Genomic DNA, 23,190 nt, shown 5'->3' on the forward strand with positions numbered 1-23,190 from the left:
AATTACTCATCAGTCGGGCTCCTATCCGCCCGTCTGAATCATAGCCGTCAATTCAAATCAATGGGTCCTGACCCTAGGCTAGTCGCATGGCTGGCTGAGAATGGTCCACGCTCCCGCCGCGTATGCTCCGTGTGCGTCGGGGCGTTCCTCCTTGCAGAAGCGGGCTTGCTTGCTGGTCGCTCTGCCACGACGCACTGGGGTTTCATAGAAACACTAAAGCGCAAGTGTGACGGCGCGACCATTCTTGATGGCCCAATCTTCGTACACGACGGCAACATCTGGAGTTCGGCCGGTGTGAGCGCAGGCATCGATCTTGCGCTGCATCTTGTCGAAGATGACCACGGCCGGAAGCTTGCAATGGATGTCGCGAAGATGTTGGTGGTATACTTTCGCCGCCCGGGAAATCAGCATCAATTCAGCACCAGCCTGTCGCTTCAGGCTTCGACGGACACCGATTTCTCCGATCTCCTCACCTGGGCCGCGGGCCATCTAAAGGAGAATCTCTCCGTTGAGGTACTGGCGAGCCGCTCTGGCATGAGTGTGCGTTCCTTTACCCGCAAGTTCCGTGTGGCCGTCGGGTTAACCCCGGCTGCCGCAATCGAGAAGATGCGCTTCGAGCGGGCCAAACAACTCCTGTCCGAGGGCGATCTACCCCTGAAGCGAGTAGCCACTGTCTGCGGCTTTCAAGATGAGCAAACGCTGCGGCGAGCGTTTTACCGAATTGCGGACGTGTCACCCAGCGAGTACCGCCAGCGGTTCAGCAGCTCGTAGGTCTGGCCGACATTATTTGGCTGAGCGATTCGGCTAGCAGCGACTATCCTCATAAGGCGAGCACGACCGGGCGAATATGGGTTTACGTGCGTGACGATCAGCCATTCGCCGGGCCTGCACCACCGGCTGCGGTCTTCTATGCTTCCAGCGATCGGCGCGGCGAGCACCCGCAACGGCATCTGGCCGACTTCAGCGGCATCCTTCAGGCTGATTGCTACAACGGCTTCAATCCGTTGTTCGACCGGACGAGAAAGCAAATGCCGGCAACGCCCGCCTTCTGCTTCGCCCATGCGCGCCGGAAGTTCTTCGAACTGGCCGATGTCGCGCGAAACGCCCGGCGCGGCAAAGGGGCCAAGCCGATCTCGCCGGCGGCCCTCGAAGCCGTCAAGCGCATCGATGCCCTGTTCGCCATCGAGCGCGATATCAACGGCCAGAGCGCGGCAGAGCGGCTTGCCGTCCGGCAGGAGAAGAGCAAGCCCTTGCTGAACGATATGGAGGAATGGTTGCGCGCCGAGCGGGGCGGCCTCTCGCGTTCATCGCCGGTGGCTGGGCCGATCGACTACATGCTGTCGCGCTGGGCCGACTTTGCCTGCTATGCCGACGACGGCAGGATCTGCATGACCAACAATTGCGCGGAAAGAGCGTTGCGCGGTGTGGCTTGCGGAAGAAAGGCCTGGCTCTTCGCCGGTTCCGACCGTGGCGCCGATCGCGCGGCCATCATGCTCACGCTCATCATGACCGCACGGCTGAATGACGTGGATCCCAAGGCTTGGCTCGCCGATATCCTTGCTCGTATCGCTGACCTGCCGATCTCTGCCGGAATTGCTTCCGTGGGAGTGGAAGCGGCTACGCCAGGGTGAAAGTCCAGCCCTCATGCTGGCGGCCTGACGATGGCAGCTTCCCTGGTCCGTTTGAAGGTTACTCTTGATCATGTCGAACCAACGGTGATGCGGCGCATTGTCGTGCCCTGGCGCATCCGGCTCAGCCGATTGCATGAGGTCTTGCAAGCCGCGATGGGCTGGACGAATACCCACCTCTACGAGTTCCAGATCCGCGATGTCGGTTTTGGTTTGCCCGACCAGGAATGGGGGGATGGCCCAATCGATGCGCGCAAGGTCTCGCTCCTGTCGGCAATCCAGGACACCGGCGCGAAATCCTTCAAATACCACTACGACTTCGGTGACGGCTGGACGCACAGCATCAAGATCGAGCGCACGTTCCCCATCGTTGCGCTGGCAGACCGCATGCTGATCGAGGCGACGGGGCGCTGCCCGCCGGAAGACGTCGGCGGCCCTTGGGGATACCAGGAGTTCCGCGAGGCGCTTGCCGATCCCGCTCATGAGCGGCACGCCGAGCTTGCCGAATGGTGGGGCGCCAAAGACTTCGACCCGAACCATGCTGCGTTCGCCGACCTCAACAGAGCCGTTGAACACCTGGTCGCAAAATGGGCGCGTCGATCACGCCGGAAAACCTGACGGTCCGCTACGCCACGCCCCCCAACTCCGAACCGAACCTCACCACCATAAACCGGTTGGTTCTCATCCGCGCGCGCAGATACCGCGTGGCTGTTCGGATGCTTACCCAAGGTAGCGAATTCCACCGCCTCGAAGCTGCGCCATGGTCCACGCCGATGAATGACCTCGGCCTTGTAGAGACCGTTGATCGTTTCGGCGAGGGCATTGTCATAACTGTCGCCGACACTTCCGACAGACGGCTCGATGCCAGCTTCTGCCAATCGCTCGGAATACCGAATGGACACGTATTGGGCAGATTCAACCGGTCGCTGCAACACCTTCGATCATATCCGATTTAAGCAGGCCGTCGAGCGCTTCTGCTGGTGTGCGATAACCCAGCGTCTTGCGAGGCCTGCTATTAAGGGCATGCGCCACAGCGCTGAGCTCATCGGCTCCGTGCTGGCTCAGATCTGTACCCTTCGGAAAGTACTGACGTAGCAAACCGTTGGTGTTTTCGTTGCTTCCACGCTGCCACGGGCTTTGAGGGTCACAGAAGTAGATATCCAGGCCAGTGTCGATCCTAAGCTGTGCGTGCTGAGACATTTCTGTGCCCTGGTCCCAGGTCAGGGATCGGCGTAGATGCGCCGGAAGTTCCATGATGGTCTCAGCGATCGCATCACGAACCGCTTCAGCGCCGTGTCCAGCGAGTGCAGGACCGTTCTTGACGGATTTTTTGATTCCGTGACCTTCCATGCGTGGCAGGTGCAGGAGCATCGTGAACCGTGTTGTGCGTTCGACCAGAGTGCCGATCGCGGAGCTGCCGAGACCGAGGATGAGATCACCTTCCCAGTGACCGGGCACCGCTCTATCGCCTATCTCCGCGGGGCGGTCGCTGATCATCAGTGCATCACCAAGAAAGGACTTACCACGGCTACGAGCGCGTTCGCGAGGCAACCTCAGCGCTCGACCGGAACGCAAGCAGGCAGATAGTTCACGCTTCAGAGCGCCTCGGCCTTGAATGTAAAGTGCCTGATAGATGGCTTCGTGGCTGATGCGCATGGTCGCGTCCTCGGGGAAGTCCAGTCTCAGACGCCGCGCAATCTGTTCCGGGCTCCAGGCTTTGGACCAGCGTCGGCTTTGCCGATGAACGGCCCGGCGTCCTTTCCATACCACGATCGGGCCATCGAAGGCGATGCCGTCGGGTGTGGCAATGAGGCCGGCGAGCCGGTCCTGTACGTAGTCGCGAAGGGCAACATTAGCTGCAAGTTTCGCCACTTTCGGCCGTCGAGCCGCTCGATCAGCATGCCACTGTGCAGTAATCGCACGATAGTCGAAGTCGCCGCCGCGTGTCGCTGAATTGCGCCTGATCTCGCGCGAGATTGTGCTCGGTGATCGTCCCAATTTACGTGCGATAGAACGGATTCCAGTACCGCGGGCGCATTCCAAAGCAATTTCTTCTCGCTCTCGGAACGTCAGGCTGCGATTCCTGAGTGTTACTGCCGAGGGCGAAAGATGTGTGGGAGGCATACCGCCTGAACTCCGAAACCACCGGTTCCCAACGGGGGCAGAGACGCCGGCTTCCACAGCGGCATCCTCACTGGACAAGCCTGCCGCTATTTCTCGCCAGAACCGGCACAGGTTCTCACGCTGCCACACCGGTGGTCGCCCTGGCGAGGATAATTTCTGCCGCGTTGACCGCTCTGATTTCCGTCTTCCCGTCACAATAAACACCTCCATGTTTGGGGTGTTGCAGCGACCGGTTGAATCTGCCTTGAACGCCGCGATCGGAGTGATGCACGAGGCCGCCGCCATGAGCGGGACGCCGATCATGAAGTGCCTGCTCCAGCGCATCGAGGACGAAGCTCGCATGTGCTGTCCGGCTTGCCCGCCAGCCGACGATGCGACGAGCGAAGACGTCGATGACAAAGGCCACGTAGACGAAACCCTGCCAGGTGGCGAGTGGAGTAAGAAGCGCAGATGCGCTTCTCCTCCCCGAACCGTACTTGCACCTTTCAGCGCATACGGCTCTCCATTCAAGCTTGGCCCATGGCCATTGCAACATCATGATAGTTCGACGTGACGGTGCTGCGGTTTTCGATCCGGACGATGTATGGGTTCTCCTCCGGATTACGCCACCGGAATTGCGCCTTGGGGCTTGAGACAAGCCGTTGCAGCGCTTTCCCGACGGGATCACCACGTTCATTCCGACCAAACACGAGCCAGGTTTTCGCCTTGCCCGGTTCGGGGGCCCTGAACCATTTCCGCATCAAGGGTTTGATGCGGGATCGGTATTTGTGCCCCAGCCAATGCGCCATTTTCCAGAACACGACATGGTCGATGCGCCGGAAGACGTACGCCGTGAAGTCGGCGAACTTGTAGAACGCCGCCCATCCCACCAATTGGCGGTTCAGGCCAGCGATCATGTCGACCGTACTGACACTATGATTGCCGGAAAGGGTTTCGGTAAGTCTGTGAACAAACCCCTTGGCCTTTTCCTTGGGTATTGTCGTTACGATGGACATCCGTCCATGCGCCCCTCGCTTGCGGATGATCCGGTGCCCCAGAAAGACGAAGCCGTCGTTGACGTGGGTGACATGGGTCTTCTCCATGTTCAGCGTCAACTTCAACTCACCTTCTAGAAACGCCCGGCATTCCTCGCGGATTTCCTCTGCCTGAACCTTGGTTCCTTTTACGATCACGACGAAGTCGTCAGCGTATCGGCAATAGGCAACAGCCGGTTTCCATTGCCGGTTCTCACGAACCGTGATGGGGCGGCCTTGCTTGATGCCGAAGTTCCATGCCCATCGGTCCTTGCGGGCCTTCTTGTTCAGGTATTTCGCCTCCAGCCACATATCAAACTCGTGGAGCATGATGTTGGACAGGAGCGGTGACAGAACGCCACCTTGCGGAACGCCCTCGCTTGAGGCTGTGAACAAGCCACGGTCGATGTGGCCTGCCTTCAGGAATCGATAGAGAAGATCGACGAACCGTCCGTCCTGCACCCGTCGCCGCACACATTTCAGAAGCAGCCTGTGATGGACCGTGTCAAAGTAGCTGGCGAGATCACCTTCGATGATCCAGCGGCCCTTCGTTCCACCTCCATCCTGTAGCTGTATCCTCACGGTGCGGACGGCGTGATGCACGCTGCGTTCCGGCCGGAAGCCATAGGATAGACGATGGAAATCGCTCTCCCAGATCGGCTCCATGGCCATCAGCATGGCGCGTTGTACGATGCGATCCGTCAGGGTCGGAATACCCAGTGGTCGTAGCTTACCGTTCGATTTCGGGATATAGATGCGCTTTACCGGCTGGGGGCGATAGGTCTCCTCCAGCAGGCTTGTCCGCAGGTCATCCAGATGCTGATCCAGTTTGTCCTGCAGTTTCTGCTTATCCATTCCGTCAACACCCGGCGTTCGTGCGCCACTTGACGCCAGAACCATCCGAGCGGCCTCGGCAAGCCATTCCCGATTGGCAATCAGCCGAAGAAGCCGATCAAACCGTCGGTTTGGATCGCTCTCGGCCCATGTTGCGAGCTTTTGCTGCATTTCACTGATTATCAAAGGTCTTCACCTCGCTTGATCAGATAGTTTGCACTTCAAGCAGTTTGAACTGTTCCCCTTCGCCATGTGATGGGCTTTCCCCATCCCGGACTACTACGGGAACTCCGCCAACATGATGGACATCAGGGTCAACTCCCTTGCGACGCAGTACTTCGTTGTCATTCCATCATGCCTTCCCTCGTTCATATGCTGGACGTCAGCGCATTGGTGAGGTTGCCGGTCGCAGTCTTTTCCCTTGCGTTCCGCAAGTCGATGCCGATGTCATGGTCTGGCTGCATTCTCCCCATGACCCCATACGGGCGACCTACATATACGACCGTATTCGGATGCCGCCGACTTACGTGTCCGGCAGCTTCATCAGCATTTCGCCTGTTAAACCGTGTAGGCGAAGGCGACCTTTCAGCCCTCAGATGCGGGTTAACCGGTTCGTGTTCCTCAACCTTCCAATACTTCAGCCTCGGGAACCATCTTGGCGTAACGGCTTCGCCTCAATCCCCTTTACCTGCGGGCTACGTCACCCTGCCAGTTGACGGCAGGTCACCGCCGCTTGGGCTCATGCCCCCTCGCAGCAGGGGACAGGCAAATACTCACATCCTCCTTTCTCTTTGCATTCCAGTCATATGCCTCCCCGATTGGGGCGAGGCGCACCATACGTGAAATCAGAAAGCCAGAGCATGTTCGGCGCAGGCGCGAAGAAGTGTCGGTTCACCCGGTCGAGCGGGCATGGGCCGGTCTTGTCACTGATCGTCGTGCGGATCGGCTTGCCACGAATTATGCCCTGCAGCCCCATTGCCCTCATAAGCCGAGCAACAGTGCAGCGGGCGGTGTCAAAGCCCTCCCGCTGCAATTGCCGCCAGACCTTGCGCGCACCATAGACCTGGAAGTTCTCATTGAACACCCGGCGTATCTCGATCTTCAGGCCGATATCGCTGCGGGCGCGAACCGACAGGCGGTCCACATCCAAGCGCTTGGCGACGTTCTCGTAGTAGGTTGATGGGGCAATCGGCAAAAGCCTGCAGATCGGCTCGACCCCGAACACACTACGGTGTTCGTCAATGAACGAGATCATCGTTTGAAGGGGCGGTCGAGCTCCGCCATCGCGAAATAAGCAGACGCCTTGCGCAAAATCTCGTTGGCCTGACGAAGCTCGCGGTTCTCCCGCTCCAGAGCCTTCATCTTCTCCGCCGCGTCGCTCGGCAAGCCTGCTCGTTTGCCGCTGTCGACCTCGGTCTTCTTCACCCATTCATGCAGCGTGGCTGGCGAGCAACCGATCTTGCCCGCAATAGATGAAACGGCTGCCCACCGCGACGGGTGCTCTGCCTCGTGATCCAGCACCATACGGATGGCGCGTTGGCGGACTTCAGGTGAAAACTTGTTCGTTGTCTTGCTCATATAGGCTCCACTCTCTCAGAAGTTGGAGCCTCCGGCAAACCCGGTGCGGTTCACAGCGTTTCCCGGATCAACTCAGGTGCTCAACCCTGGCGCAACGAGAGATGCTTGTCATCCGGGGGGAAGCGGTTGTATCCATGGTGCGACTGGCCTAGTAAATAGTTTCCGGAGGTTTACCACTTTCTTCCGGGAAGGCAGGTGGAGGAGGACGGGCGCCGTGGTGACGATCAAGGAAATCGCGAAGGCTGTCGGCGTGTCGTCGGGCACGGTGTCGCGGGTGCTGAACTACGACGAGACGCTGTCCATTTCCGAAAGCAAGCGGCAGGCGATCATCGAGACGGCGGAGGCGCTGAACTACGCGACCCCGCGGGCACGCAAGAGTGCCCAGTTGTCGCCGTTCTCGATCCCCATGGGAAGCCATGCCGAGGTGGCGGCAAATATCGCGGTCATCCATTTTCTGGCGCCCAATGAGGAACTGGTCGACCCCTATTATGTCGGCGTACGGCTCGGCATCGAGGCGCGCTGTCGGGAATACAAGATCGAGATCGCGCGCGTTTTCAATCCGGATGTTCCAGTTGATCTCGCCATGCTTACGGGCATCTCGGCAGCCATCGTGGTCGGGCATCATCCGAAGGCCGAGATCGAGGCCATGGCAAAGGTCTGCCCGCATCTGGTGATGGCCGACTACAATCCGCGCATGCCGCAATTTGATTGCGTGCGCGCCGATCTCCTTGAGGCGACCGTTACCATTCTCGACAGTCTGGAAAACGCCGGCTACCAGCGCATCGGCTTCGTGGGAGGCTATGAACTGATGGACAATGATGCGCTGATGCATGGCGAGCAGCGCTGCAAGGCCTTCATCGAATGGCACGAGGCGCGAGGGCGCTATCGGCCCGAGCTTCTGGCTCTGGGCCAGAGCGAGCGCTTCGGCCAGAATCTGCGGCTCGAGACAGGCTACCAGCAGGCCAAGTCGCTGCTGGCGCTGGAGGTGCGGCCCGATGCGATCGTGGCGGCCAATGACAACATGGCGATCGGCACCTATCGGGCGATCCAGGAGGCCGGACTGTCGATCCCGGGCGATATTGCAGTTGTTGCCTTCAATGATATTCCGGTGGCGCAGTTCCTGACGCCGCCTCTTTCGACCATGCGCATTCCTGGTGAGTTGATCGGTGAAGTGGCTGTCGACCTGCTCGTCGAGCGTCTGAACGGTCGGGACTACTCCAAGCATGTGACCTTGCCCACGGAGATGGTCTGGCGAGCGAGCGCAAAGAAGCCATCGGCGTCCTAGAGGATTTCGACGGGAGGTTCCGGAATCCCAGACACTTACCGCAATGCACAAAATATTTAGTAAAAATTTTCTTGACTGTCCTCCGATTTTCGGAAATAGTGGCGATGAGGCAGGGGATGAGGCTGCCGCGGTTAACGTCATAATGGGAGGAACGCATGGATTATTCTCGCGTGCTCAAGCGCTCCGTTTCGGCTGCGCTGACGGCTGCCGCACTGTTGTGCAGCACGGCGGCCTTTGCCGGCGAAGTCACCATCTGGTGCTGGGACCCGAACTTCAACGTCGCGATCATGAAGGAAGCCGCTGAGCGTTATACCGCGAAGCATCCTGATACGACCTTCAACATCGTCGACTTTGCCAAGGCCGATGTCGAGCAAAAGCTGCAGACAGGTCTGGCTTCCGGCATGACCGATACGCTGCCGGATATCGTGCTGATCGAAGACTATGGCGCGCAGAAGTATCTGCAGTCCTTCCCCGGCTCCTTTGCGGCACTCACGGACAAGATCGACTTTTCCGGCTTTGCCAAATACAAGGTCGACCTGATGACGCTGGAAGGCCAGGTCTATGGCGTTCCCTTCGATTCCGGCGTCACCGGCCTCTACTATCGCACTGACTATCTCGAGCAGGCTGGCTTCAAGCCTGAGGATATGCAGAACCTCACCTGGGACCGGTTCATCGAGATCGGCAAGGAAGTGAAGGCCAAGACCGGCCATGAGATGATGGCACTCGATGCCAATGATGGCGGTCTGATCCGCATCATGATGCAGTCCGGCGGTCAGTGGTATTTCAACGAAGACGGCAGCCTCAACATCACCGGCAATGCCGCGCTGAAGGCAGCGCTCGAAACCCAGGCGCGGATCGTCAACGAGGGCGTTGCCAAGCCGACCAGCGGTTCGAACGACGGCATCCGCGCACTGACCTCGGGCGATGTGGCCTCCGTTCTGAGGGGCGTGTGGATCACCGGCACGGTCAAGTCCCAGCCCGATCAGGCCGGCAAGTGGGCGCTGACGGCCATTCCGAAGCTCAATATCGAGGGGGCCACGGCAGCCTCGAACCTTGGCGGATCGAGCTGGTATGTGCTCGAAGCCTCCGCCGAAAAGGACGAGGCCATCGACTTCCTCAACGAGATCTATGCCAAGGATCTCGACTTCTATCAGAAGATCCTGACCGAGCGTGGCGCTGTCGGCTCCCTGCTCGCCGCCCGCACGGGTGAAGCCTATCAGAAGCCCGATGACTTCTTCGGTGGCCAGACCGTCTGGCAGAACTTTGCCGACTGGCTCGTCCAGGTGCCGGCCGTCAATTACGGCATCTTCACCAACGAGCTCGACACGGCTGTCGCGGCGAACTTCCCGGCCCTGGTCAAGGGTACGCCGGTCGATGAGGTCCTGAAGGCCATCGAAGATCAGGCTGCCGGCCAGATCCAGTAAACCCATCCCACAGGGGCTCGGCCTTCGGGTCTGGTCCCTGTCCTCCCGGAGACGTGCGGCGGAAACGCCGCGCGGCTTCCCTTCCGCATACAAATGTTCAGTGACCACTGAACGGGTTCGGGGACACCGCATGGCCACCACATCCAGATCCAGCTTGAAGCGCTATTACGACGTCAACGGATGGCTGTTCGTGGCGCCCGCGATCGCGCTGATTTCCGTCTTCATGCTCTACCCGATCCTGCGGTCGCTTGTCCTGTCGCTCTATACCGGTCGCGGCATGATGCTGAAGTTTTCCGGCACGGGAAACCTCGTGCGTCTGTGGAACGACCCGGTCTTCTGGCAGGCGCTGCAAAACACGGTCATCTTCTTCGTCGTGCAGGTGCCGATCATGATCACCATGGCGCTGATCCTGGCGGCCATGCTGAACAATCCGAAGCTGCGCTATTCCGGCCTCTTCCGGACAATGATCTTCCTGCCCTGTGTTTCGTCGCTGGTCGCCTATTCCATCCTGTTCAAGAGCATGTTCTCGCTCGACGGCGTGGTGAACAACACGCTGCTGGCGATCGGCATCATCGGCGAGCCGATCGGCTGGCTGACGGACCCCTTCTGGGCTAAGGTCCTGATCATCATCGCCATCACCTGGCGCTGGACAGGCTACAACATGATCTTCTATCTGGCGGCGCTTCAGAACATCGACCGGTCGATCTATGAGGCAGCCAAGATCGACGGCGTGCCGTCCTGGGGGCGCTTCGCCTTCCTGACCATTCCGATGCTGAATCCGGTGATCCTGTTCACAACGATCACCTCGACGATCGGCACGCTGCAGCTGTTCGACGAGGTCTATAACTTCACCGAGGGCACGGGCGGTCCGGCCAATTCGACGCTGACGTTGTCGCTTTACATCTACAATCTTACCTTCCGCTTCATGCCGAGTTTCGGCTATGCGGCGACCGTCTCCTACGTGATCGTGCTGATGGTGGCGGTTCTCTCCTTCCTGCAATTCTATGCCGCGAGGGAACGCAAATGATGACCACGCTTCGTCGCCGCCTGCCTGACATCGTGCAGTATAGCGTGTTGTCGCTTGCCGCCTTTCTCTCGATCTTCCCCTTCATCTGGATGGTGATCGGGACGACCAATACGACAAGCCAGATCATCCGCGGGAAGGTTACCTTCGGTACGGCACTCTTCGACAACATCGCGTCCTTCTTCGCGCAGGTGGATGTGCCGCTGGTGTTCTGGAATTCGGTGAAGATCGCGCTCGTGGGAACGGCGCTGACGCTGCTCGTCTCCTCGCTTGCCGGTTATGGCTTCGAGATGTTCCGCTCGAAGCTCCGCGAGCGGGTCTATACCGTTATCCTCTTGACGCTGATGGTGCCGTTTGCGGCGCTGATGATCCCGCTCTTCATGCTCATGGGGCAGGCGGGGCTGCTCAACACGCATATCGCCATCATGCTGCCGATGATCGCGTCTGCCTTCATCATCTTCTATTTCCGCCAGGCCTCGAAGGCCTTCCCGACCGAGCTTCGCGATGCGGCCAAGGTGGATGGGCTGAAGGAGTGGCAGATCTTCTTCTACATCTACGTGCCGGTGATGCGCTCCACCTATGCGGCGGCCTTCGTCATCGTCTTCATGCTGAACTGGAACAATTATCTCTGGCCGCTGATCGTGCTGCAGTCGAATGACACGAAGACGATCACGCTCGTTGTGTCCTCGCTCGCCTCTGCTTATTCGCCCGAATACGGCACCGTGATGATCGGCACAATCCTCGCCACCCTTCCCACTCTCCTCGTCTTCTTCGCCATGCAACGCCAGTTCGTGCAGGGCATGCTCGGCTCCGTGAAATAGGACTTTGAAATGCGCATTATCGAAAACTTCAACCGGGACTGGATCTTTCGCGCCGGATTTGAGCCGGCTTTCGCCTCGGCTTCGCAGCCGGGCGAGACGGTCCAGCTTCCCCATACGGCGGTCGAGCTGCCCTACAACTATTTCGACGAGAAGAGCTATCAGAAGGCTTTTACCTACCAGAAGGTGATTGCCTGGGAGCCGCGTTTCGAGGGCAAAGAAGTCTCGCTGGTTTTCGATGCTGCCATGGCCGACAGTGTGGTCTATCTGAACGGTATTGAGATCACCGCGCACAAGGATGGCTATACGCCGTTCGAGGCCCGGCTCACGCCGCACTTGAAGGCCGGCGACAACCTGCTGACGGTCAAGATCGACGGTTCGGAAAACCCAGAGATCCCGCCGTTCGGTGGCGTCATCGACTATCTCACCTATGCCGGCATCTATCGTGACGTCTGGCTGAAGGTGACCGCGCCGGTTTCGATCAAGAACGTCAAGATCGAGACGCCGGATGTTCTGGCCGAAGCCAAGCAGGTGACGGCGAAGGTCTGGATTTCCAATCCGACGGATCAGGCGCTTTCCGGCAAGGTCACGGCTGTTCTGAAAGATGGTGCAGGTCAGGAGATCGCGCGGACCGAGGCGACCGTATCGGGCGCAGAGGTTTTGCTTAGCCTTTCCGGACTTCAGGGCATCACGCTCTGGGATATCGACAATCCGGCACTCTACCGTCTGACCGTTATGCTGGAGACCGCTGCCGGTATCGATGAGACGACGAGCCGTTTCGGCTTCCGTTCTGCCGAATACACGATCGAGGGCTTCAAGCTGAATGGACGCGTCGTCAAGCTGCGTGGCCTCAACCGCCACCAGGCCTGGCCGCATCTGGGTTACGCCATGGGCCGGCGCGGTCAGGAGAAGGATGCCGATATCCTGAAATTCGATCTCGCCGGCAACATCGCCCGCACCTCCCACTACCCGCAGTCGAAATACTTCCTCGATCGTTGCGACGAGATCGGCCTGCTGGTCTTCGAAGAGATCCCCGGCTGGCAGCATATCGGCGGTGATGCCTGGAAGGCGGAGAGCGTTCAGAACGTGCGCCGGATGATCGAGCGTGACTGGAACCACCCCTCGATCATTATCTGGGGCGTGCGCATCAACGAGAGCCAGGACAGTCACGACTTCTATGTCGAGACGAATGCCATGGCTCGCTCGCTCGACACCACCCGCCAGACAGGCGGCGTGCGCTACATCACCGACAGCGAGCTGCTCGAAGACGTCTACACGATGAATGACTTCATTCTCGGCATGGAGGAACTGCCGGGCCATAATCGCGAGCGCCTGGTGCTGCGCGACCAGCGCGAAGTGACCGGGCTTGATCGCAAGGTGCCCTATATGATCACCGAATATGGCGGGCACATGTATCCGACCAAACGCTTCGATCAGGAGCAGCGGCAGGCGGAACATGTCGGCCGTCACCTGGCGATCCTGAATGCGGCCGCCGGCGACCCGTCGATCTCGGGCTCCACCGGCTGGTGCATGTTCGACTACAACACCCACAAGGATTTCGGCTCCGGGGATCGCATCTGCTATCACGGCGTCACCGACATGTATCGCGAGCCGAAATTCGCCGGTTACGCCTATGCCTCACAGGGCGATCCTAAGGGTGGCGTGGTCATGCAGCCGGTGAGCTTCTGGGCGCGTGGCGAGCGCAATATCGGCGGGGTGCTGCCGCTGATCGTGCTGACCAATTGCGACTATGTCGAGATCCGCATGGGCCATATCGTCAAGCGGATCGAACCCGATACCAAGACCTATCCGCATCTGCCGCATCCACCTTGCATTCTCGACCACAGTATGGTGACGCCGGAGGAATTCGGCGAATGGGGCATGACCTGGCGGGATGGCGAACTCGTTGGCTTTATAAATGGCGAGGAAGTGGTTCGCCGTCATCTGCCGGCCGATCCGCTGCCGACGACACTCGAGATTGCGGCCGATGATACAGAGCTCAGGGCTGGCGAGAAGGACACGGTTCGCGTGATCCTGCGTGCGCTCGATCAGGGCGGCAATGTCCTGAGCTTCTTTGATGATCCGGTCGAGGTCAGCTTGCAAGGCCCGGGCCGTATCGTCGGCCCCTCGCTTCTCTCCTTCAAGGGTGGCGCCGTCGGGGTCTATGTCGAAGCCGGAAACGAAGCCGGTCACTTGACGCTGTCGGCGACTTGCCGTCCCTTCGGGACCCAGCGCATCACGTTCAACGTCACCTGAGAGAGGGTTCTATGGCAGAGGTCCGGCTCACCGATATCCGCAAGTCCTACGGCTCGCTCGAAGTCATCAAAGGGGTTAATCTCGAGGTTTCCTCAGGCGAGTTCGTCGTCTTCGTCGGTCCCTCCGGCTGCGGCAAGTCCACGCTGCTCCGGATGATCGCGGGGCTGGAGGACATCTCCTCCGGTGAACTGACCATCGGCGGCACCGTGATGAACGATGTCGACCCCTCGAAGCGGGGGATCGCCATGGTCTTCCAGACCTATGCGCTCTACCCGCATATGACGGTACGCGAAAACATGGGCTTTGCGCTGCGCTTTGCGGGCATGGCGAAGGACGAGATCGAGCCACGGGTGAACGCGGCCGCGAAGATCCTCGAACTCGACGCGCTGATGGATCGTAAGCCCAAGGCGCTCTCCGGCGGTCAGCGCCAGCGCGTTGCGATCGGTCGGGCGATCGTGCGTCAGCCGGATGTTTTCCTGTTCGACGAGCCGCTATCCAACCTCGACGCGGAGCTGCGCGTGCATATGCGCGTCGAGATCGCCCGGCTGCACAAGGAGCTCAATGCCACAATCGTCTATGTCACGCATGACCAGGTCGAGGCGATGACGCTGGCCGACAAGATCGTTGTCATGCGCGGTGGGATTGTCGAGCAGGTCGGTGCGCCGCTGGCACTCTACGACGATCCCGACAACATGTTTGTTGCTGGCTTCATCGGCTCGCCTCGGATGAACTTTCTGCCAGCGGTGGTGATCGGCCAGGCAGAGGGTGGACAGGTGACGGTTGCGCTCAAGGCGCGGCCGGATACGCAGCTGACGGTTGCCTGCGCGACCCCGCCACAGGGCGGCGATGCCGTGACGGTCGGCGTGCGCCCCGAGCATTTCCTGCCCGCAGGCAGTGGCGATACGCAGCTGACGGCACATGTCGATGTCGTCGAACATCTCGGCAACACGAGCTATGTTTACGCTCATACGGTGCCCGGCGAGCAGATCATCATCGAGCAGGAAGAGCGCCGCCATGGGGGGCGCTACGGCGACGAAATCGCGGTGGGGATTTCTGCCAAGACCAGTTTTCTCTTCGATGCCTCGGGGCGGCGTATTCGTTAGCCGGCAGGCCCGGATTTGTGAGGTCAAAAGGGGTGCGGAAGCACCCTTTTTCCTTTCGCCGAGGTCCTCGCCGCGCTAGGCTCAAGGCCATGAAAAAGGTCTTCAATCCCCCCTCCGTCCGCCGTCCTTTCGGGCATTACAATCACGGTCTGCTGGTGCCGCCGGGTGCGAGCCTGCTCGTTACGTCCGGCCAGCTCGGCATCCGCCCCGATGACACGATCCCGTCTGATGTCACCGGTCAGGCCGAGCTGTGCTTCGAGGCGATCAAGTCGATCCTTGAAGAGGCCGACATGACATTCGCGGATGTGATCCGGATCTCCGGCTTCGTGACGCGGCGGGAGGATTTTCCTGACTATATGGCGGTGCGTGATCGCTACACGCTCGACCCGAAACCGGTCTCGACCTTGCTCGTCGTTGGCGGCTTCACGCGGCCGGAATTCCTGGTCGAAGTCGAGGTGACGGCGGCCAAGGTCGTCTGACCGCCGGCTCACACTTCAGAAATTTTCCATCTCGCGGCGGACCTTGGCCATGAAGGCGGCGCGGGTTTCTTCCGTGCAGTTGTTCATGTCGTAGTGAGCCAGATACTTGACCGGCGCGCCGAGCTTGATCTGGGCGCGGATGACGCGCTTGACGATCTTCTTCGGCGGATTGCCGGCGAGGAAGGCGCGGATCGGGGTCGCGCCATAGGTCATGACGGCGGCGAGCTTTCTGATGTGGCGGAGCGTGGGCGTCAGCTTGCCGTCTACTAGATCAAACGACACACCGGGTAGCCAGACCCGGTCGAAATAGCCCTTGAGCATGGCAGGATTTTACTCCGCCGTTGACATCCACTCACTCGTCAAATTTCATCTCCTAATCTTGTAATTAGTGGCGGAAGCTTTTGACTTTCCATTCGCAAAGAAACTCAAGGTGAGACGATGCGGCTGGCCGTGCGTTTATGAAGGGCTTCCGATGCAAGGCCTGCAAGTTCTTGCATGAAAAGGTCCATGATATTCGATGATTTTTCTTCCTGCCGCGTTGCAATGACAAATGGTGACTTCAATGCCGTAGTTGCGGCCAAAATGGGCTTGAGTTCCGACGCATTCACCCATTGCCGCGCGTAATGTTCTGGGAGGTACCCAAGGAAACAGCCTGACATGATAAACATGGCTTGTGCTTCCATATTGGAGGCGAAGGCTTTCGTTTTTGCGTTTGGAAAAAATTCGAGTTCTTGGCGATTTGCGTAAGGTCTAACAACAAAATCGAATGTCTCAACGAGGTCTTGCGTCACATCCTCAGGAGCGAACTGAAACAGGGCATGACCTTCTGCGCAATAAAGGACATGCAATTCTTCCTTGAACGGCGTCGTCTTGATCCCGCGAAACGGTTGAGCATATGGTAGTATTGCTAGATCCAGACCTCCAACGGCAATCTCTGTTAGCAACGCTTCCGGATGACCGACCGTGATCTCGATCCTTGCTTCGGGGGCTTTCTTACCGATCCTTGCGATCACCTTGGGCAAAGGGAGTTCGTGATCGGTGACTGTATTATCGATCAGGCCGAGCCGAAGCGTTCCAGTAATCTTGTTTTTCAATTTTCCAATATCGCTCTCAAAAGAATTGAGTGCGAGATATAGTGCTTTTGATCGTTCGTAGACGACGGATCCACGGTCCGTGAGCTCAAAGCCGGAGCGGCCTCGGCGGCAAAGAGCAAAGCCAAAACGATCTTCGAGAGCTTTGATGTGAAAGCTGACGGCGGATTGACTAAGCCCGAGTGAAATTTGCGCACCTGCAAAGCTTCCATGCTCTACGACGGAACGAAATACCGCGAGCGATCGCAAGTCTGATTGGCCAATCTGCACGTCACTTCCTCATATCAACATTTCTGATGTAAACTGCAGCACTCTCTTATTTTTCTGGAATGCTGTCCATGTTCTCATCGTTTCGCAAACCGTCGTGCTGCGAAAGTGCGGGGACAGATTTTCAAAAAAGGATTGAGATGAGCGAACACGGTTACGAGAAGGGAAGGCTGGATTTACCATTCGTGGGCATTTCCACTTTTGCGAAAAGCCCCTATGTCGCTGACTGGGATGCTATTGACGCCGATGTTGCGGTATTGGGCGCGCCATTCGACTTTGGCACGCAGTGGCGGGCAGGTGCCCGTTTTGGGCCGCGTGGCATAAGAGAGGCTTCCACGCTTTTTTCCTTCGGTCACTCTGGCGCTTATGATCACGAAGATGATTGTACCTATCTCGAAGGTGTTCGCATCGTCGACATAGGAGATGCCGATATTGTGCATACGGACACCGGGCGAAGCCACGCAAACATCGAACTCGCTGTGCGTAAAATTTTAGCTGCCGGGGCTCTTCCCGTCGTGCTGGGCGGTGATCATTCTGTTAATATTCCCTGCATCAATGCCTTCTCAGATCAGGACGATATCCATGTCGTTCAAATCGACGCTCATTTGGATTTTGTCGATGAGAGGCATGGCGTGCGCTTCGGTCATGGAAGCCCGATGCGCAGAGCCTCGGAAAAGGCTTGGGTCAGTGGAATGACGCAACTCGGTATTCGAAACGTCTCGTCCACAGCGAAAGAGGGTTACGAGCATGCACGCTCGGTAGGCTCAGACATTCTCTCGGTTCGGCAGATCAGAAAGCTTGGTGTTGAAGCTGTGCTCCAGCGCATCCCTGAAGGGAAGCGATATTATCTCACGATCGATATCGACGGGTTTGATCCATCTATCGCGCCCGGAACCGGCACGCCGAGCCACGGTGGTTTCATCTATTATGAGGTGCTGGAAATCATTGCTGGTCTGGCGAGCCGGGGAACGATTGTCGGTATCGATCTGGTCGAGGTCGCGCCCGACTACGACCATACCGGTTCGACGGCTATTCTCGCTGCTCAGTTATTGCTCAACACGATAGGCCGCGCATTTGCGAAGCGTCCATCCTCATAAGCTGCCCTCATGCGGTAATGACTGCAATTTATTTGCACTGCAACATAGCTCGCAATACCTTCAATCTCAGACCCGCGCAAAGACGGGCCAAACAGTGAAAATATCTCCAGAGAGGTCATGATGAACAAGGCATTTTTTACGGTGACGGTGTTCGCCGTGCAGATCGTATCAGCAACGCTCGCATTCGGCGCGGAACCACTGTCGGTGATGAGCTTCGGCGGTTCTTATCAGGAGGCTCAGCGGAAGGCGGTTTTCCAGAGCTACATCGCAGAGACCGGAAGGCCGATATCTGAACAGGAATACGGCGGTGAGATTGCCAAGATCAAGGCGATGATCGATTCCGGCAACACGACCCTCGATGTCATCGATGTTGATGCTCCAACCCTGCTTCAGGGGTGCGATGAGGGCATTTTCGAGCCCGTGCCGTGGGACAAGATCGGCGACCGCAGCGATTGGATCGATGGAACCTCGTCGGACTGTGGCGTTGGGACTGTTGTCTATGCGACGGTACTCTCATACGACTCTGAAAAGCTGAAGGACGCTCCAACGAAGCTTGCTGATCTGTTCGATCTCAAGACCTTCCCCGGCAAGCGTGGTCTTTGGAAAAACCCTGCCACCAATCTGGAGTTCGCCCTGTTGGCGGACGGCGTTGCGCCGGGTGATGTTTACGCAAAGCTTGCTACGCCCGAAGGCGTTGATCAGGCCTTTGCCAAGCTCGATACTATCAAGAGCCAGATCGTCTGGTGGGAGGCTGGCGCGCAGGCACCTCAGTTGCTGGCGTCCGGCGAAGTTTCCATGACGACGGCCTGGAACGGTCGTATTTTTAACGCCAATAAGGAAGGCCGCAAGTTCGGTATCGTCTGGGACAACCAGATACTGGACACCGATTTCTGGGCAATCCCCAAGGGTGCGAAAGACATTGAGGCTTCGATTAATTTCATCCGTTTCGCGGTGGAGCCGAAAATCCTCGCGCAGACCACGAAATACATTCCCTATGGACCAGTTCGGAAAAGTGCGTCGGAATTTGTAGATCCAGCAAATGCCAAGGATTTGCCGACCAGTCCCGAAAACCTTCGTGCTTCTCTCACTCTTGATAATGCTTTCTGGGCAGACCATGGCGATGAAATTCGCAAGCGCTTCACGACCTGGCTTTCGAACTGACATGGCGGTGTCATCCATGGACATGATGTCAATCGGCGTCGTAACGGGACCCCTTATCGGCTCCCAAAAGGGACCCCTGCCTCTAGTTGCATCGGGTCAGCGCGCGTAGGCCCGGGGCTCTCCATTTAGCGCAAGGGCCTGCGGGCGCGGGTTGTTTGTCTTTTCGGCTTTAGCTTTGAGAGCGGTTTTTAAAGCGCCAGGATTCGTTCCCGGTTTCCACGATCTCGCAATGGTGGGTGAGCCTGTCGAGCAGAGCGGCGGTCATCTTGGCGTCGCCGAATACGGCCGGCCACTCGCCGAAGGCCAGGTTCGTCGTGACGATGATGGACGTCCGCTCGTAGAGCCTGCTGATGAGGTGGAAGAGGAGCTGGCCGCCCGCCTGGGCAAATGGGAGATAGCCCAGTTCGTCCATGATGACGAAGTCGAGCCTGGTGATGAAGTCGGCCAGCCGTCCCTGTTTGCCGCTACGTGCCTCCGTCTCGAGCCGATTGACGAGGTCGACGACGTTGAAGAAGCGGCCGCGTGCGCCATTGCGGATCAGAGCACGAGCAAGGGCGATGGACAGGTGAGACTTTCCCGTGCCGGTTCCGCCGACCAGAACGATATTGTGCTGCTCGGCGAGGAAGGCCCCGGTTGCGAGTTGGCGCACCAGGCCTTCGTTGACCGGCGTGTCGGTGAAGTCGAAGTCGTCGATGTCCTTGGCCAGCGGCAGTTTGGCGACGGTGATTTGGTATTTGATGGAGCGCGCTTGCTTCTCGGCGATCTCCGACTGAAGCAGGTCACCGACGATGCGCGGCGGTTCGTGCTGTCGCTTGATGCCGGAGGCCATGATCTCGTCATAGGCGCTACGCATGCCGAACAGCTTCAGCGTGCCCATCATGTCGAGGATTTGGGATCGTTCCATATCAGCTTGCCCTCCTCAGGCTGTCGTAACGGGCGCAGTCGGCCAGAGGCTCATGGGTCAGGCGAAGCGCATCGGGGATGGAAAGGATGGCGGCCGGCTGCGGATCACGCTTGCGGGCCAGAATGTTGATGATGACGGCGGCCGAGAACACGCCCTGATCGATCGCCTCCTGGCAGGCCGCTTCGACGGCGGGGAGCCCGTCCAGGCCCACGCATTCGAGGATCGACACCATCTGCCGGTCGCCGTCATGCATTGCCTTCAGCCGGCGGCGCACCTTCTCCATGGCGGCGGGCAAAACCCAGTCGTGGAACGGCGCACCGTTGCGCAGTGCTCCCGGTTTGCGGGTCAGGACCGGCACGTAATGCCAGGGATTATAGATCGTCTCGCCACGGCCGAAGCAGCGATCGTGTTGGCCGATTTCCACGCCATCCTGCCGGATGACGATGCGATCTGCATAGGCATGTATCTCGGCAGGGCGGCCGACTGCCGTAGACAGTACCGAGTATTTGTTGTTGTCGAAACGCACGAGGCAGGTCTTGCCGATCGAGGCCTGCACAGCGTGGAAGCCGTCGAATTTGCCGGGATAGCCGACCAGGTGCGGCCGCTCCGCATCGAACACCTCCCAGATCGTGCGCTCCGTCTGATCGACGTGCTTATGAGCGCGGGCGTAACTGATGCACTTGTCCAGCAACCAGCCATTCAGTTCATCGTAGGATTTGAAGCGCAGTCGCGGCGTGAAGAAGCGTTCGCGCACCAGATTGACCTGGTTCTCGACCTGGCCTTTCTCCCACCCCGACGCCGGCGTGCAGGCCACCGGTTCGATCAGGTAATGGCTGCACATCTGTAGGAAGCGGCGATTGTATTGCCGTTCCTTGCCGACGAAGACCGTCTCCACCGCGGTCTTCATATTATCATAGATGCCGCGCGTGCAGGCCCCGCCGAAGAAAGCGAACGCCCTGTCATGGGCGTCGAAGACCATCTCTTGCGTCTCGCGCGGATAGGCTCTCACATACATCATCCGGCTGTGGCAGAGCCGGATATGCGCAACCTTCACCGTCGTCGTCACGCCGTTCAGCACGACAATCTCGTGGCTCCAGTCGAACTGGTAGGCCTCGCCCGGCGCGTAATAGAGCGGCACATAGGCTTGCGCCGTCACGGACCCGCGCTCCTTCGCCCATGTTCGGGCGTAACGCCGGACTGTGTCGTAACCGCCCTCGTAGCCGAGGTCGCGCAAGTCCTCGAATATCCGGATCAGTGTCAGCCGTTCGCGAGAAGATTTGGCCTCATTGGCGAGGAGCATTCCATCGAGCTGACCGCGCCAGGGGCCGAGCTTCGGCTGAGGTTGACGGGTCCGTTCGTATTTGAACTCCGTCTCATCGGTGCGCAAAACCTTCCGCACCACTTTCCGCGATATGCCCAACTCCCGGCAGATCGCCTTGATCGACTTGCCCTGAACATGGGCTAGCCGCCGTATCTTCAGAATTGTTTCCACAATAAGCATCCGAACAAAAAGCCTCCGATGAAACCGGAGGCTGTTGTAACCCCATTGCAGATGGGGGTCCCGTTTGGACGCCGATCACCCCATGTGCGGGGTCCTTATTCCATGCCTAATCACAGTTTGTGAAGAGGCAGAAGAACGGTGCTGCTGACGCCGAGGCCATCGCGGAGGCGGCGCAGCGGCCGGACATGCGCTTCGTTCATGTGAAGAGTGAGGCATCGCAGGCCGCGAGTATTGTCTTTCGCGCACGAGATCTGGTGGTACGCCAGAAGACCCAGCTTCTGAATGCGATACGAAGCCATTTGGCGGAATTTGGTTACATCTTCCCTCAGGGTGCCGCCGCTTCTGCAAAGATGCAGGAGATCATCGAGAGTGATGATAATCTGCCGCCCGCAGCTCAAGGCATCCTGCGTTCACTATAGCAGCATCTCTCATCGTGTGAAGCTCAGCTAACAGAGTTCGACAGGGAAATCCAAAAGCGGGCGCGTGACGACCTTGATGCGAGTCGATTGACTTCTGTGCCAGGGATCGGACCTGTGACAGCGGCAGCAATCGCGGCCCTGGCTCCCGATCCGGCGACTTTCCGGAAGGGACGTGACTTCGCGGCATGGGTTGGCTTAACCCCGCTCGAGCGATCCACCGGAGGAAAGCAGCGGTTCGGACGAATATCCAAGATGGGCGAACGGACGCTCAGACGTCTGCTGATCATGGGGGCCAGTGCCGTCGTTTCTTGGGTAAGGCGTGGGAAGATCAGGCCAAGCGCTTGGCTTGCCAGCATCCTCCACAGAAAGCCACCGATGCTCGCGATCGTAGCGCTAGCGAACAAGATGGCTCGCATCGCCTGGGCAATTCTAAAGCACGGAGGGTCTTACATGCAGCCAGCCTGACGAATTCCCGCGCAGCAATGAAGGTCTAAGGATTGAATGGCCGAAGAGTTTGAACGGGGCTCGGAGAACCTGATTGAGGATAAGTGCTGACAGCACGTAAGCCTGAAGTGGATCGAGCTCGCGTAATCCATACTGGCTGGCGGCGGTGCTTCGCCGCAAAAGAAGCCGAACACATGTCCGCACCAAACTTCGACGCCGTCAAACAAAGATTCTTCTTGCGACCCCGGAGGCGTCACACATGTCCTCAAGCCTGTGCTTGAGCCTTTCTGCTTATGCCGACTGCCCGGTCAAAATGGGGTGCAGTTCAAGCACCACTGTTCGCGGCCAACTCGCCTGGGCGCACGATTGGCATATTCGCGAGGAAGGGGACACGGCCGCGCACGCCATTCTCGTCAACGCCAAGAGGCAATTGCCTCTGGCAAGCTTGTGGGGCGATGGAACAACGTCATCCTCCGATGGCCAGTATTTTGCGGCGGGCGGACACGCCGAGGCGATCGGCGACCTCAACGCCTGCTATGGTCCCAACCCCGGCGCCAACTTCTACGGTTCACCTCTGACCGGTCCGGCGTTTTCTACATCATCGCCATGAATGCCAATGCGAGCGAAGCCATCTATGTCCTCGACGGACTGCTCTATCATGGAAGCGATCTCCCCATCGAAACCCACTATGTCTATACCGGCGGGGTAAGCGATATGAGCTTCGCCCTTTGCCATCTCGT

At 58.7% G+C, this 23,190-nt stretch carries 17 protein-coding genes, 7 pseudogenes and 1 other annotated feature; of the genes and pseudogenes, 15 read left to right on the forward strand and 9 right to left on the reverse strand.

The window, feature by feature from the left end:
* Positions 1 to 60: 60 nt before the first annotated feature.
* From AKG12_RS27285 to AKG12_RS27295, 3 genes and pseudogenes are all read left to right on the forward strand, one after another.
* Positions 61 to 771, forward strand: coding sequence for a GlxA family transcriptional regulator (locus AKG12_RS27285; RefSeq protein ID WP_072492865.1), 711 nt, complete (start codon positions 61 to 63; stop codon positions 769 to 771).
* Positions 772 to 833: 62 nt separating this feature from the next.
* Positions 834 to 1,659 (forward strand): annotated as a pseudogene (gene tnpC, locus AKG12_RS27290) (IS66 family transposase); the annotation flags it as partial.
* A 2-nt stretch (positions 1,660 to 1,661) separates the two neighbouring features.
* The gene (locus AKG12_RS27295) at positions 1,662 to 2,246 is read left to right on the forward strand and encodes a plasmid pRiA4b ORF-3 family protein (RefSeq protein WP_052821250.1); all 585 of its coding nucleotides are present in this window, start codon (positions 1,662 to 1,664) and stop codon (positions 2,244 to 2,246) included.
* A gap of 107 nt (positions 2,247 to 2,353) precedes the next feature.
* Here AKG12_RS27295 and AKG12_RS29860 read toward each other — a convergent pair.
* From AKG12_RS29860 to AKG12_RS29865, 5 genes and pseudogenes are all read right to left on the reverse strand, one after another.
* Positions 2,354 to 2,539, reverse strand: a pseudogene (locus tag AKG12_RS29860) (IS3 family transposase); the annotation flags it as partial.
* 4 nt (positions 2,540 to 2,543) lie between these two features.
* Complete coding sequence (locus AKG12_RS27300) at positions 2,544 to 3,962, reverse strand: IS30 family transposase (RefSeq protein WP_052821251.1); 1,419 nt, start codon at positions 3,960 to 3,962, stop codon at positions 2,544 to 2,546.
* A 34-nt stretch (positions 3,963 to 3,996) separates the two neighbouring features.
* Positions 3,997 to 4,191 (reverse strand): annotated as a pseudogene (locus tag AKG12_RS27305) (DDE-type integrase/transposase/recombinase); the annotation flags it as partial.
* Positions 4,192 to 4,258: 67 nt separating this feature from the next.
* Positions 4,259 to 5,770 (reverse strand): group II intron reverse transcriptase/maturase, encoded by a 1,512-nt coding sequence (gene ltrA, locus AKG12_RS27310; protein WP_052821252.1) that lies wholly within the window; start codon positions 5,768 to 5,770, stop codon positions 4,259 to 4,261.
* Between the two features lie 658 nt (positions 5,771 to 6,428).
* Positions 6,429 to 7,177, reverse strand: a pseudogene (locus tag AKG12_RS29865) (IS3 family transposase); the annotation flags it as partial.
* Positions 6,780 to 6,896: a sequence feature (AL1L pseudoknot), on the reverse strand. Its footprint overlaps the pseudogene before it by 117 nt.
* Positions 7,178 to 7,391: 214 nt before the next feature.
* On the opposite strand from AKG12_RS29865, the gene AKG12_RS27325 reads away from it, so the two are divergent.
* The 7 genes from AKG12_RS27325 to AKG12_RS27355 all read left to right on the forward strand — a co-directional run bounded on the left by AKG12_RS27325 (position 7,392) and on the right by AKG12_RS27355 (position 15,566).
* Complete coding sequence (locus AKG12_RS27325; protein WP_052821254.1) at positions 7,392 to 8,462, forward strand: LacI family DNA-binding transcriptional regulator; 1,071 nt, start codon at positions 7,392 to 7,394, stop codon at positions 8,460 to 8,462.
* A gap of 155 nt (positions 8,463 to 8,617) precedes the next feature.
* Entirely contained in the window at positions 8,618 to 9,886 is a 1,269-nt protein-coding gene (locus AKG12_RS27330; RefSeq protein ID WP_052821255.1) for an extracellular solute-binding protein, read from the forward strand.
* Positions 9,887 to 10,016: 130 nt separating this feature from the next.
* On the forward strand, positions 10,017 to 10,913 hold the full coding sequence (locus tag AKG12_RS27335) for a carbohydrate ABC transporter permease (RefSeq protein ID WP_052821256.1): 897 nt from the start codon (positions 10,017 to 10,019) through the stop codon (positions 10,911 to 10,913).
* Entirely contained in the window at positions 10,910 to 11,731 is an 822-nt protein-coding gene (locus tag AKG12_RS27340) for a carbohydrate ABC transporter permease (RefSeq protein WP_082179079.1), read from the forward strand. Before AKG12_RS27335 ends, AKG12_RS27340 begins: the two co-directional genes overlap by 4 nt.
* A 9-nt stretch (positions 11,732 to 11,740) precedes the next feature.
* On the forward strand, positions 11,741 to 13,984 hold the full coding sequence (locus AKG12_RS27345; RefSeq protein WP_052821257.1) for a glycoside hydrolase family 2 protein: 2,244 nt from the start codon (positions 11,741 to 11,743) through the stop codon (positions 13,982 to 13,984).
* Between the two features lie 11 nt (positions 13,985 to 13,995).
* Positions 13,996 to 15,087, forward strand: coding sequence for an ABC transporter ATP-binding protein (locus AKG12_RS27350; protein WP_052821258.1), 1,092 nt, complete (start codon positions 13,996 to 13,998; stop codon positions 15,085 to 15,087).
* Positions 15,088 to 15,176: 89 nt separating this feature from the next.
* The gene (locus tag AKG12_RS27355) at positions 15,177 to 15,566 is read left to right on the forward strand and encodes a RidA family protein (protein WP_052821259.1); all 390 of its coding nucleotides are present in this window, start codon (positions 15,177 to 15,179) and stop codon (positions 15,564 to 15,566) included.
* Positions 15,567 to 15,581: 15 nt separating this feature from the next.
* Here the strand turns inward: AKG12_RS27355 and AKG12_RS27360 are convergent.
* Positions 15,582 to 15,893: pseudogene (locus AKG12_RS27360) on the reverse strand (NAD(P)H-dependent oxidoreductase); the annotation flags it as partial.
* A gap of 98 nt (positions 15,894 to 15,991) precedes the next feature.
* On the reverse strand, positions 15,992 to 16,927 hold the full coding sequence (locus AKG12_RS27365; RefSeq protein WP_052821260.1) for a LysR family transcriptional regulator: 936 nt from the start codon (positions 16,925 to 16,927) through the stop codon (positions 15,992 to 15,994).
* Positions 16,928 to 17,064: 137 nt separating this feature from the next.
* On the opposite strand from AKG12_RS27365, the gene speB reads away from it, so the two are divergent.
* Positions 17,065 to 18,021, forward strand: a complete 957-nt coding sequence (gene speB / locus AKG12_RS27370; RefSeq protein WP_052821261.1) for an agmatinase — start codon at positions 17,065 to 17,067, stop codon at positions 18,019 to 18,021.
* Positions 18,022 to 18,138: 117 nt separating this feature from the next.
* Positions 18,139 to 19,182, forward strand: a complete 1,044-nt coding sequence (locus tag AKG12_RS27375; RefSeq protein WP_052821262.1) for an ABC transporter substrate-binding protein — start codon at positions 18,139 to 18,141, stop codon at positions 19,180 to 19,182.
* A 169-nt stretch (positions 19,183 to 19,351) separates the two neighbouring features.
* On the opposite strand, the gene istB is transcribed toward AKG12_RS27375, so the two are convergent.
* Together istB and istA are read right to left on the reverse strand one after the other, a co-directional pair.
* Positions 19,352 to 20,086: an IS21-like element helper ATPase IstB gene (gene istB / locus AKG12_RS27380; protein ID WP_003501246.1), complete on the reverse strand. Its 735-nt coding sequence runs from the start codon at positions 20,084 to 20,086 to the stop codon at positions 19,352 to 19,354.
* 1 nt (position 20,087) lies between these two features.
* On the reverse strand, positions 20,088 to 21,587 hold the full coding sequence (gene istA, locus AKG12_RS27385; RefSeq protein WP_052821263.1) for an IS21 family transposase: 1,500 nt from the start codon (positions 21,585 to 21,587) through the stop codon (positions 20,088 to 20,090).
* Between the two features lie 119 nt (positions 21,588 to 21,706).
* Between istA and AKG12_RS27390 the strand changes: the two genes are divergently transcribed.
* The 3 genes and pseudogenes from AKG12_RS27390 to AKG12_RS29870 all read left to right on the forward strand — a co-directional run.
* Complete coding sequence (locus AKG12_RS27390) at positions 21,707 to 22,006, forward strand: IS110 family transposase (protein ID WP_052821264.1); 300 nt, start codon at positions 21,707 to 21,709, stop codon at positions 22,004 to 22,006.
* Positions 22,007 to 22,021: 15 nt separating this feature from the next.
* Positions 22,022 to 22,471 (forward strand): annotated as a pseudogene (locus AKG12_RS27395) (IS110 family RNA-guided transposase); the annotation flags it as partial.
* Between the two features lie 238 nt (positions 22,472 to 22,709).
* Positions 22,710 to 23,190: pseudogene (locus AKG12_RS29870) on the forward strand (Tn3 family transposase); the annotation flags it as partial.

The organism is Agrobacterium sp. SUL3 (assembly GCF_001263295.1).
Taxonomy (GTDB): domain Bacteria; phylum Pseudomonadota; class Alphaproteobacteria; order Rhizobiales; family Rhizobiaceae; genus Agrobacterium; species Agrobacterium tomkonis.

Excerpts from the sequence above, each read along its gene's own strand:
- AKG12_RS27285 (WP_072492865.1), top strand. The coding sequence starts at position 61 with ATGGGTCCTGACCCTAGGCTAGTCGCATGGCTGGCTGAGAATGGTCCA.
- AKG12_RS27295 (WP_052821250.1), top strand. The coding sequence starts at position 1,662 with ATGGCAGCTTCCCTGGTCCGTTTGAAGGTTACTCTTGATCATGTCGAA.
- AKG12_RS27300 (WP_052821251.1), bottom strand. The coding sequence starts at position 3,962 with ATGGAGGTGTTTATTGTGACGGGAAGACGGAAATCAGAGCGGTCAACG.
- ltrA (WP_052821252.1), bottom strand. The coding sequence starts at position 5,770 with ATGCAGCAAAAGCTCGCAACATGGGCCGAGAGCGATCCAAACCGACGG.
- AKG12_RS27330 (WP_052821255.1), top strand. The coding sequence starts at position 8,618 with ATGGATTATTCTCGCGTGCTCAAGCGCTCCGTTTCGGCTGCGCTGACG.
- AKG12_RS27335 (WP_052821256.1), top strand. The coding sequence starts at position 10,017 with ATGGCCACCACATCCAGATCCAGCTTGAAGCGCTATTACGACGTCAAC.
- AKG12_RS27340 (WP_082179079.1), top strand. The coding sequence starts at position 10,910 with ATGATGACCACGCTTCGTCGCCGCCTGCCTGACATCGTGCAGTATAGC.
- AKG12_RS27345 (WP_052821257.1), top strand. The coding sequence starts at position 11,741 with ATGCGCATTATCGAAAACTTCAACCGGGACTGGATCTTTCGCGCCGGA.
- AKG12_RS27350 (WP_052821258.1), top strand. The coding sequence starts at position 13,996 with ATGGCAGAGGTCCGGCTCACCGATATCCGCAAGTCCTACGGCTCGCTC.
- AKG12_RS27355 (WP_052821259.1), top strand. The coding sequence starts at position 15,177 with ATGAAAAAGGTCTTCAATCCCCCCTCCGTCCGCCGTCCTTTCGGGCAT.
- speB (WP_052821261.1), top strand. The coding sequence starts at position 17,065 with ATGAGCGAACACGGTTACGAGAAGGGAAGGCTGGATTTACCATTCGTG.
- AKG12_RS27375 (WP_052821262.1), top strand. The coding sequence starts at position 18,139 with ATGATGAACAAGGCATTTTTTACGGTGACGGTGTTCGCCGTGCAGATC.
- istB (WP_003501246.1), bottom strand. The coding sequence starts at position 20,086 with ATGGAACGATCCCAAATCCTCGACATGATGGGCACGCTGAAGCTGTTC.
- istA (WP_052821263.1), bottom strand. The coding sequence starts at position 21,587 with ATGCTTATTGTGGAAACAATTCTGAAGATACGGCGGCTAGCCCATGTT.